Origin of the sequence: Streptomyces poriferorum (genome assembly GCF_019399235.1) — a bacterium.
In the GTDB taxonomy this organism is placed as follows: Bacteria; Actinomycetota; Actinomycetes; order Streptomycetales; family Streptomycetaceae; genus Streptomyces; species Streptomyces poriferorum.
In genome coordinates this window covers 1-8,737 of sequence record NZ_JAELVH010000266.1, presented here as the reverse complement: position 1 = coordinate 8,737, position 8,737 = coordinate 1, and the positions used below count along the sequence as shown (strand labels likewise).

At 70.0% G+C, this 8,737-nt stretch carries 11 protein-coding genes; 4 read left to right on the top strand and 7 right to left on the bottom strand.

What is annotated here, in order from left to right; all coding sequences use genetic code 11:
• Window positions 1-209: 209 nt before the first annotated feature.
• Both JGS39_RS31965 and JGS39_RS31960 read right to left on the bottom strand, forming a co-directional pair.
• Window positions 210-716, bottom strand: coding sequence for a flavin reductase family protein (locus JGS39_RS31965; protein ID WP_219573239.1), 507 nt, complete (start codon window positions 714-716; stop codon window positions 210-212).
• Between the two features lie 196 nt (window positions 717-912).
• On the bottom strand, window positions 913-1,239 hold the full coding sequence (locus tag JGS39_RS31960) for a TlpA family protein disulfide reductase (RefSeq protein WP_219573238.1): 327 nt from the start codon (window positions 1,237-1,239) through the stop codon (window positions 913-915).
• Window positions 1,240-1,457: 218 nt separating this feature from the next.
• Between JGS39_RS31960 and JGS39_RS31955 the strand changes: the two genes are divergently transcribed.
• Window positions 1,458-2,180 carry a lysophospholipid acyltransferase family protein gene (locus JGS39_RS31955; protein ID WP_219573237.1) on the top strand — a complete coding sequence of 241 codons (723 nt, stop codon included), beginning with the start codon at window positions 1,458-1,460 and terminating at the stop codon, window positions 2,178-2,180.
• A 102-nt stretch (window positions 2,181-2,282) separates the two neighbouring features.
• Here JGS39_RS31955 and JGS39_RS31950 read toward each other — a convergent pair whose 3' ends face one another.
• The 4 genes from JGS39_RS31950 to JGS39_RS31935 all read right to left on the bottom strand — a co-directional run bounded on the left by JGS39_RS31950 (window position 2,283) and on the right by JGS39_RS31935 (window position 6,206).
• Entirely contained in the window at window positions 2,283-2,882 is a 600-nt protein-coding gene (locus JGS39_RS31950; RefSeq protein ID WP_219573236.1) for a transglutaminase-like domain-containing protein, read from the bottom strand.
• A gap of 71 nt (window positions 2,883-2,953) precedes the next feature.
• Window positions 2,954-4,036 carry a threonine aldolase family protein gene (locus JGS39_RS31945; RefSeq protein WP_219573235.1) on the bottom strand — a complete coding sequence of 361 codons (1,083 nt, stop codon included), beginning with the start codon at window positions 4,034-4,036 and terminating at the stop codon, window positions 2,954-2,956.
• Window positions 4,015-4,782: an SDR family NAD(P)-dependent oxidoreductase gene (locus tag JGS39_RS31940; protein ID WP_219573240.1), complete on the bottom strand. Its 768-nt coding sequence runs from the start codon at window positions 4,780-4,782 to the stop codon at window positions 4,015-4,017. The genes JGS39_RS31945 and JGS39_RS31940 overlap by 22 nt, the downstream gene beginning before the upstream one ends.
• Before the next feature lie 26 nt (window positions 4,783-4,808).
• On the bottom strand, window positions 4,809-6,206 hold the full coding sequence (locus JGS39_RS31935; RefSeq protein ID WP_219573234.1) for a DUF6421 family protein: 1,398 nt from the start codon (window positions 6,204-6,206) through the stop codon (window positions 4,809-4,811).
• A 337-nt stretch (window positions 6,207-6,543) separates the two neighbouring features.
• Between JGS39_RS31935 and JGS39_RS31930 the strand changes: the two genes are divergently transcribed.
• Together JGS39_RS31930 and JGS39_RS31925 are read left to right on the top strand one after the other, a co-directional pair.
• Window positions 6,544-6,696 carry a hypothetical protein gene (locus tag JGS39_RS31930; protein WP_219573233.1) on the top strand — a complete coding sequence of 51 codons (153 nt, stop codon included), beginning with the start codon at window positions 6,544-6,546 and terminating at the stop codon, window positions 6,694-6,696.
• A 52-nt stretch (window positions 6,697-6,748) separates the two neighbouring features.
• Window positions 6,749-7,432: a glycerophosphodiester phosphodiesterase gene (locus JGS39_RS31925; RefSeq protein ID WP_219573232.1), complete on the top strand. Its 684-nt coding sequence runs from the start codon at window positions 6,749-6,751 to the stop codon at window positions 7,430-7,432.
• A 15-nt stretch (window positions 7,433-7,447) separates the two neighbouring features.
• Here JGS39_RS31925 and JGS39_RS31920 read toward each other — a convergent pair whose 3' ends face one another.
• Entirely contained in the window at window positions 7,448-8,017 is a 570-nt protein-coding gene (locus JGS39_RS31920; RefSeq protein ID WP_219573231.1) for a GNAT family N-acetyltransferase, read from the bottom strand.
• 242 nt (window positions 8,018-8,259) lie between these two features.
• On the opposite strand from JGS39_RS31920, the gene JGS39_RS31915 reads away from it, so the two are divergent.
• Window positions 8,260-8,737 (top strand): DUF5134 domain-containing protein (locus tag JGS39_RS31915; RefSeq protein ID WP_219573230.1); only part of this gene is annotated, 478 nt, incomplete at its 3' end.

The window sequence follows — 8,737 nt, the reverse complement described above, 5'->3', positions numbered from 1 at the left end:
CAAGCTCACGCCGGCTCTCCTACTGCATCGTCATTTCCGGGCTGCCTTGTTGCACGCAGCATAGGCGCCTGATGGGGCGATTTCCGGTCGGGGCGACCGGCGCTCCGACCGTAATATTACTCGCCAGTACACCCATTGGGCGCCCATTAAGCAAGCGCTTGGCACTGTGATCTGGCCTACGCCGGGCAGTCCGGCGCCACCGGATGATCTCAGTCTCGCAGAGCCGTGAACCTGCCCTGGTGATAGACGAGCGGCCTGCCGCCCCCCGCCGGATCCCCGACGACCGCCTGAGCGATCACGATCCGGTGGTCCCCCGCCGGGATCCGTGCCACGACCCGGCAGACGAGCCAGGCGAGCACGCCGTCCAGCACCGGGACGCCTTCCGGTCCGCTGCGCCAATCGGTGGACGGGCCGAACCGGTCGGCACCACTGCGCGCGAAGGTGGCGGCCAGCTCCCGCTGGTGCTCGCCGAGTATGTGGACGCCGATGTGGTCGGCTTCCGCGACGACCGGCCAGCTGGAGGACGATGTGCCGACGCCGAAGGAGATGAGCGGCGGGTCCGCGGCGACGGAGTTGAGCGAGGTGGCGGTGAAACCGACCGGCCGTTCACCGGCGGCGGTGATCACGGCGACTCCGGCGGCGTGCTGCCGGAACACGGAACGCAGGAGGTCCGGGGATGCCGTCCGGTGGGTGCCGGTTTCGGGTGATGCCGTCATGGAGATGTCCTTCTGCGCGTCGGGTGTGCGGGGCCGTGGATGCTCAGGCATCCGGACAGCGCGCACTCGCGTTGCGGGCGAGGTCGACATGGACCCGGCCGTAGAGAAGGAGTTCCGGCGGCATAACGTCAGACTGACGATGCGCGGCGGGCGGAGTCAAGGGCGTCCCACAAGGTGGGAGAAGCATCACGGTCCGTCACATCGCCTGCCCCAGGGCCGCGACGACATCGACGGTGCGCGGCTGCCCGACGGCCCGGCGGACCACCAGCCCGGAGGCGTCGAGGACCAGGACGGTCGGGGTCCGGCTGATGCCGAGCTCGCGTACGAGAGTGAGATGCGCCTCGGCGTCGATCTCCACGTGGGCGACGCCCTCGACCATGCCCGCCACCTCCGCGAGGGTGCGGCGGGTGGCCCGGCAGGGCTGACAGAACGCGCTGGAGAACTGGACGAGCGTGGCCCTCTCCCCCAATTCCACGCCGAGTTGGGCGGCATCGAGCCGCTCCGCACGCGTCCGCACATCCACCTTCGGCCTCCTGTCAGAGCTCTACGCAAAGGGTCAGCGCCCGCAGCCGCCGGGACATTCCCCGGCGTTCCACGTGACGAGAATCTCGCGCCCCGCGCCCGACGGGACTGGCCACCACGACGCGCATGGGGCACGATCGGCCCAATGCCGAAAACCTACGGCTGCGTAACTTCCGCCGGGAGAACCCTCCCCAGGCGCTGAAGAAGGGTCTTCTCCAGATGGCAGAACTCGTCTATCGACCGGTCATCGGCGCCGCTCGTACGTTTTTCAAGGCGCTCGACCTGAAGATCGACACTCAGGGTTCGGAGCACATCCCGAAGACCGGTGGCGCGGTTCTGGTGAGCAACCACATCAGTTATCTGGACTTCATCTTCACCGGGCTCGCGGCGCTGCCGCAGAAGCGGCTGGTGCGGTTCATGGCCAAGGAATCGGTGTTCCTGCACAAGGTCTCCGGCCCCCTGATGCGCGGCATGAAGCACATTCCCGTCGACCGCAAGCAGGGCGAGGACGCGTATGCGCACGCCCTGGCCTCGCTGCGCTCCGGCGAGATCGTCGGAGTGTTCCCCGAGGCGACGATCTCGGAGTCCTTCACGCTGAAGAGCTTCAAGTCGGGCGCTGCGCGCCTGGCCCAGGAGGCCGGTGTGCCGCTGATCCCGATGGCGCTGTGGGGTACCCAGCGCCTGTGGACCAAGGGGCGCCCGCGCAACTTCAGGCGCAGCCACATCCCGGTGACGATCCGTGTCGGCGAGCCGCTGGAAGCCCCGACCGACCAGTACGCGGGTGCGATCACCCGGCGGCTGCGGGAGCGCGTGCAGGAGCTGCTCGAGGCCGCCCAGCGCGCCTACCCCGTGCGCCCGAAGGACGCGAGCGACACCTGGTGGGTGCCCTCACACCTCGGGGGTACGGCTCCGACGGCCGCAGAGGTCCGCGAGCGCGGCTGACGCACCTGCCGGGGCCCCGGCGGCACAAACGTCACTCCGGAGCACCGGCGGTGGTCCGCGCTCCGGGCTCCGGCCCCACCGGGCATCCGGTGGGGCCGGCGGTCAGAGCGCCGTCGGCAGCGCACGCCAGAGTTCGCCCCGGTCGGCGGACGTGCGCAGACCACGCAGCACGGCCGGATGCGGCGCCGCGTAGAGCGTCGGGTAGTCGACCTCGCCGAGCTCCGGCCGGACGGGCCAGGCCAGCCGCTCCTCGTCCAGCGAGAACTGTGCGTCCACGCCGGGCTTGTTGCCCCGCGGATCCTGCCGATGCCATCGGTTCCGGCCGGGAAGCCGCAGCGCGATCAGCCCGTGCACCACGCCGGGCTCCCCGTCGTCGTCGGCGAGCGCCTGGTAGCAGAGAGCGGCCGGGATGCCCTCGGCGCGCAGCAGGGCGGCCAGGGTGTGCGCTTTCGCGTGGCAGATGCCGTTGCGGGTGGCGAGGACGTCGGAGGCGCGCCAGGTGACGCGCATGTCCCCCGAGTCGACGGAGTGCGGGACGGTGTCGCGTACCAAGCAGTACGCCGCCTCCGCGTACGAGTGTGCGTCCGTGGTCGCTGAGCGGAGCCGTGCGGCCGTGTCGCGGACCAGCGGGTGTTCATGGTCGATCGCGTCGTCGGCGGCAAGGTAGGCGGAGATATCGGGAACCTGCTGCGTGAGCTCCATGGCCGCCGAGCGTAGGGAAGCGGCCGACCGGAGTCAATAGATTTCCGGTCGACCGCATATTCATACAGTCCCTACTGGGCAGCCATCTCTTCCTTGAGGGCGAGGACGAACGCGTCGACATCGTCCTCCGTGGTGTCGAAGGCGCACATCCAGCGCACATCCCCCGCCTTCTCGTCCCAGAAGTAGAACCGGAAGCGCTTCTGCAGCCGCTCGCTCACCTCGTGCGGCAGCCGCGCGAAGACGGCGTTGGCCTGGACGGGGTAGAGGATCTCCACGCCGTCCACGGCCCTGACGCCCTCGGCGAGCCGCTGGGCCATGCTGTTGGCGTGCCGGGCGTTGCGCAGCCACAGATCACCGGCCAGCAGCGCCTCCAGCTGGACGGACACGAAGCGCATCTTGGAGGCGAGCTGCATCGACAGCTTGCGCAGATGCTTCATCGCCCGGACGGCGTCGGGGTTCAGCACCACGACGGCCTCGCCGAAGATGGCCCCGTTCTTCGTCCCGCCGAAGGAGAGCACGTCGACGCCTACGGTGTTGGTGAACGTACGCATCGGTACGTCCAGGGAGGCCGCGGCGTTGGCTATGCGGGCGCCGTCGAGGTGGACCTTCATGCCGTGCCCGTGGGCGTGCTCGCAGATCGCCCGGATCTCGTCGGGTGTGTAGACCGTCCCCAGCTCGGTGTTCTGGGTGATCGAGACGACCTGCGGCATGGCACGGTGCTCGTCGTCCCATCCGTACGCCTGCCGGTCGATGAGGTCCGGCGTGAGCTTGCCGTCCTCGGTGGGCACGGTGAGCAGCTTGAGGCCGCCGACCCGCTCCGGCGCGCCGCCCTCGTCCACGTTGATGTGGGCGGACTCGGCGCAGATGACAGCGCCCCAGCGGTCGGTCATGGCCTGGAGCGAGACCACGTTGGCGCCGGTTCCGTTGAAGACCGGAAAGGCCTCCGCGGTGGGGCCGAAGTGGCTGTGCATGACGCGCTGGAGGTGACCGGTGTAGTCGTCCTCGCCGTAGGCGATCTGATGGCCGCCGTTGGCGAGGGCGAGGGCCGCGAGGATCTCCGGGTGGGTCCCCGCGTAGTTGTCACTGGCGAATCCGCGTACCTGCGGGTCGTGATGACGACGCGCGTCGGTCCTTACGGTTGCGGGGTCAGCCACAGGCGCTTTCCGTTCACTTCCGGGGCGGGCCGGTCCCAGACGCCGGCGATGGCATCGGCCAGCTCCTTGACGTCGGTGAAGCCCGCGAACTTCGCATTCGGGCGCTCGGCGCGCATCGCGTCGTGCACCAGTGCCTTCACGACCAGGATCGCAGCAGCGCTCTGCGAGCCCTCCTCGCCCCCCGCCTTGCGGAAGGAGTCCGCGAGCGCGAGCGTCCAGGCCTCCGCCGCCGCCTTCGACGCCGCGTAGGCGGCGTTGCCCGCGGTGGGGTTGCTCGCGCCGGCCGCGCTGATCAGGAGGTAACGGCCGCGGTCGCTGCGCTGGAGACCGTCCTGGAAGGCCAAGGAGGTGCTCTGGACGGTGCGGATCAGCAGCTTCTCCAGCAGCGTCCAGTCGGCGAGGTCGGTGTCGGCGAACGTCTTGCTGCCGCGCCAGCCGCCCACGAGGTGGACCAGCCCGTCGATCCTGCCGAATTCCTTCTCGGTCTTGTCGGCCCATTCACGGGCGGCGCCGAGATCGAGCAGGTCCACCGTGTCGCCGGTGACGGTGGCACCGCCGTGGGCGTAGCGCGCCGCGTCCACCGCCTCGGCGAGCCGGGTGGCGTTCGCGTCCGACGCGACGACGACCGCACCCGCCTCGGCGAGCCGGAGCAGGGTCGCCCGGCCGGCCGGACCGGCCGCCCCCGCGACCGCGACGACAGCTCCTTCGAGCGCACCGCTCCCGCTGCCCTTGCCGTTTCCGTTCATGGCCACCGCCTCCTCATGACGTGCGCTCACGCGGCCGCCTGCCCGGCACCCGCGGCGGTGATCCCCTTGGTGGAGGCGATCACGTTCTTCAGTTTCTTGGAGAGCGCCTCATAGAACATGCTCAGGGGAAACTCGTCCGGAAGCACGTCGTCGACGAGCTTGCGGGGCGGCTGGGAGAGGTCCAGCGCGTCCGGCCCCTTGGCCCAGCGGGATCCGGGGTGCGGCGCGAGATACGTCGCGACCAGGTCGTAGGCGGCGAACCAGTGGACGAGCTTGGGGCGGTCGATGCCGTCCCGGTACAGCTTCTCGATCTCGGCGCAGAGCTGGTTGGTGACCTGCGGGGCCCGCTCCCAGTCGATCTTCAGGGTGTTGTCCGTCCAGCGCACGACGTCGTGCTTGTGGAGGTACGCGAAGAGCAGCTGACCGCCGAGACCGTCGTAGTTGCGCACGCGCTCACCGGTGACCGGGAAGCGGAACATCCGGTCGAACAGCACGGCGTACTGCACGTCGCGGCCGTGGGCGTTGCCCTCGGACTCCAGCTTCACGGCCTCCTTGAAGGCGGTGAGGTCGCAGCGCAGCTCTTCGAGCCCGTACATCCAGAACGGCTGGCGCTGCTTGATCATGAACGGGTCGAACGGCAGGTCGCCGTGGCTGTGGGTGCGGTCGTGGACCATGTCCCAGAGCACGAAGGCCTGCTCGCAGCGCTGCTGGTCGCCGACCATCTCGCGGATGTCCTCGGGCAGCTCGACGCCCAGGAGCTCGACGGAGGCCTCGGTGACGCGGCGGAAGCGGGCGGCCTCACGGTCGCAGAAGATGCCGCCCCAGCTGAAGCGCTCGGGGGCCTCGCGCACGGCGATGGTCTCCGGGAAGAGCACGGCGGAGTTGGTGTCGTACCCGGAGGTGAAGTCCTCGAAGGTGATGCCGCAGAACAACGGGTTGTCGTAGCGGGTCGCCTCCAGATCGGCGAGCCACTCGGGCCAGACCATCCGGAGCACGACCGCTTCGAGATTGCGGTCCGGATTGCCGTTCTGGGTGTACATCGCGAAGACGACGAGGTGCTGGAGCCCGTCGAGACGGTCCTTGGCGGGCTGGAACGACAGCAGCGAGTCGAGGAAGTCGGGGACTCCGAATCCGTCGGCGGCCCAGCGACGCAGGTCCATGACAAGGGCGCGGTGGTACGCGGCGTCGTGCGGGAGCAGCGGTGAGAGCTGCTCGACCGCGGTGGTCACCCGGTCCAGGGCTGCCTCGGCGGCTGCCGGCGAGGGCGCGCCCTCGGCCTCGAAGTCGATGGAGCCGTCCTTCGACTGCCAGGGGCGGATCTCCTCCACAGCATTCTTGAGCGCGGGCCAGGCCGGGTGCTCGACCACCCGCTGGGCGGAAGCTATGTCGCCGGCGGCGACGTCGTGCACAAGAATTTCCGTCATAACACTTCCTCCACGGGAGAACCTCGCGTCAAGCAACCGTATCTGTGTACGGATCCCTGAGACAAGTGGGGGCATGAAAATTATCCTGCCGACCCCCCATGGTCACCGCGATTTTTCCTGCGATCAAACGCTCCGGCGCATTCTTCGGTGGAAGGACGGGCTTCACGGCAGGGCGGCGGGCGGGTACAGCCCAGGCGGGCCGACTCCCTTCGCACGCCTGCCCGGCAACCCCGTGAAGGACACGCCCACGCATGAGTGACGCTGCTCGGGGTGGGCGGACCACTGCCGGTAGGACGGACAGCGTCCGCCCCTCGTCCGCACTCGGGAGAAACCGCGCGTGAGCATCCGTGCCGTCCTGGTCGCCGCCCTCATCACCGGATTCCTGCTCGGCGCCGCCGACGTACAGGGACACGGAGCCACTCCGCCGCGCACGGCTCCCCCGCACTCCGGGACGGAACACCGGGCAGCCGGATTCGCGGTCATGCCGTAGCCCCCGGTGGGTAGGCACACGGACAGAAGCCGTCGACGGAAGCGAGAGTCCCTTGTCTTTTCTCACCATCGGCCACCGCGGGGTGATGGGTGTCGAGCCGGAGAACACGCTGCGGTCGTTCATCCACGCCGAAGAGGCCGGGATGGACCTCATCGAGCTGGACCTTCATCTGAGCAAGGACGGCGCCCTCGCTGTCATGCATGACGCCGAGGTGGACCGGACGACCGACGGCAAGGGCCCGATCGCCGACAAGACCCTGTCGGAGCTGCGCGAGCTCGATGCCGGGCAGGGAGAGCGGGTGCCGGTCTTCGAGGAGGTCCTGGACGCCGTGCGCTCCCCGCTGCAGGCGGAGATCAAGGACGTGGCCGCCGCCCGCACGCTGGCGGAGGTGATGCGGCGGCGCGATCTCGTCGACCGGGTCGAGGTGATCTCGTTCCACGACGAGGCGATCGCCGAGATCGCCCAGCTGGTGCCGGGGGTACGGACGGCCCTGGTGGCCAGCCGCTGGGGCAATGACGTGGTGGACCGTGCGAAGGCCGTGGGCGCCACCCGGCTGGTGCTCAACGTCCGGCGCATCACACTGGAACTGGTCGAGAGGGCCCACGCCGAGGGGCTGACGGTGGTCGGCTGGGTGGTCAACACCCAGGATCATCTGCGGCTGGCCCGGGGTCTCGGGCTCGACGGCGCGACCACCGACTTCCCGGAGATCCGCCGCGCGGGCCGTTTCACCGCATAGCCCGGCGGACTCCGGTCAGCGCGGCGACATCCCCTGGAACAGATCCTTGACCAGCAGCTCGAAGGCGAGGTCGTCGCGCTGCGGGACGCCGAAGCGCTCATCGCCGTACGGGAACGGGCTCAACTGTCCCGTACGGCGATAGCCGCGGCGCTCGTACCAGGCGATCAGGTCGTCACGCACCGAGATCACGGTCATGTGCATCTCGCGCGCACCCCAGCTCTCCCGTACGGTGCGCTCGGCCTCGGCGATGATCAGCTTGCCGAGTCCCGCGCCCTGGAGCGAGGGTCGGACCGCGAACATTCCGAAGTAGGCGGCCTCACCGCGGTGTTCGAGCTGGCAGCAGGCAACCGGATCGCCGTCGCGTTCCACGACGAGCAGCCGGCTGCCGGGGGCTCGCACCACGTCGCGGACACCCTGCGGGTCGGTGCGCTGCCCCTCCAGGATGTCCGCCTCCGTGGTCCACCCCGCCCGGCTGGAATCGCCGCGGTACGCGGACTGGATCAGCTCCACGAGCGCGGGCACGTCCGCGTCGGTCGCGTCGCGGAAGGTCAGCTGACCGGGGTTGCGGTGCGGGGCGGTGTCCATGGGGAGGCTCTCCCTTTCGCTGCTGTGGCTGTGCGGCAGCAGCGTAACCCCCGGTCCGGACACAGGTTCCGGCCCATGGGCCCCTGCGCCGGGCGGCCGGGACCCGGCGGGCCCGCACCGGTCCCTCGCGTTTCACCCCCGTCGCGCGCTCCCCCTTTGCCCCAGTGCGCCGCGTACGGGCATCGGCCCACGGGCATCGTCTGGACGACGGCGATGTCGTTCGCCCAGGGGGAGGTTCCGCTGTGCACGGACCTGCGATGTCCGGCTGGCTGCTGATGGCGCTGTGCGCGGCGACCGGCGCGTACTGCCTGTTGCGGGCCCGCGCCAGGACCGGCGAGGAGCGCAGGGCGGCACGCGCGGAGGCGCTGATGGGCTTCGGCATGGCCGCGATGGCGGTGCCGGCGGCCGTCGTCGCGCCGCCCGCGTGGGGATGGCTGCTGTACGCCGTGCTGTTCGGCGTCGCCGCGTTGCGCGCGCTCTGGTCCTCCCGCCGCAGCGGTCACCATCTGCACCACCTGGTCGGCTCGTCGGCGATGGTCTACATGTCCCTCGTGATGGCGGGGTCCGGCGCGGCGGCCCACGGCTCCCACGCATCCCACGCCATGGCCGCCGCAGGGGGTGTTCCGCTGCTGACCGGACTGCTCCTCGCCTACTACGCCGCCTACGTGCTGCGCTCCGGAGCCCGGCTGATACCGGTCACGGCGCCGACGGCCGGGGGCG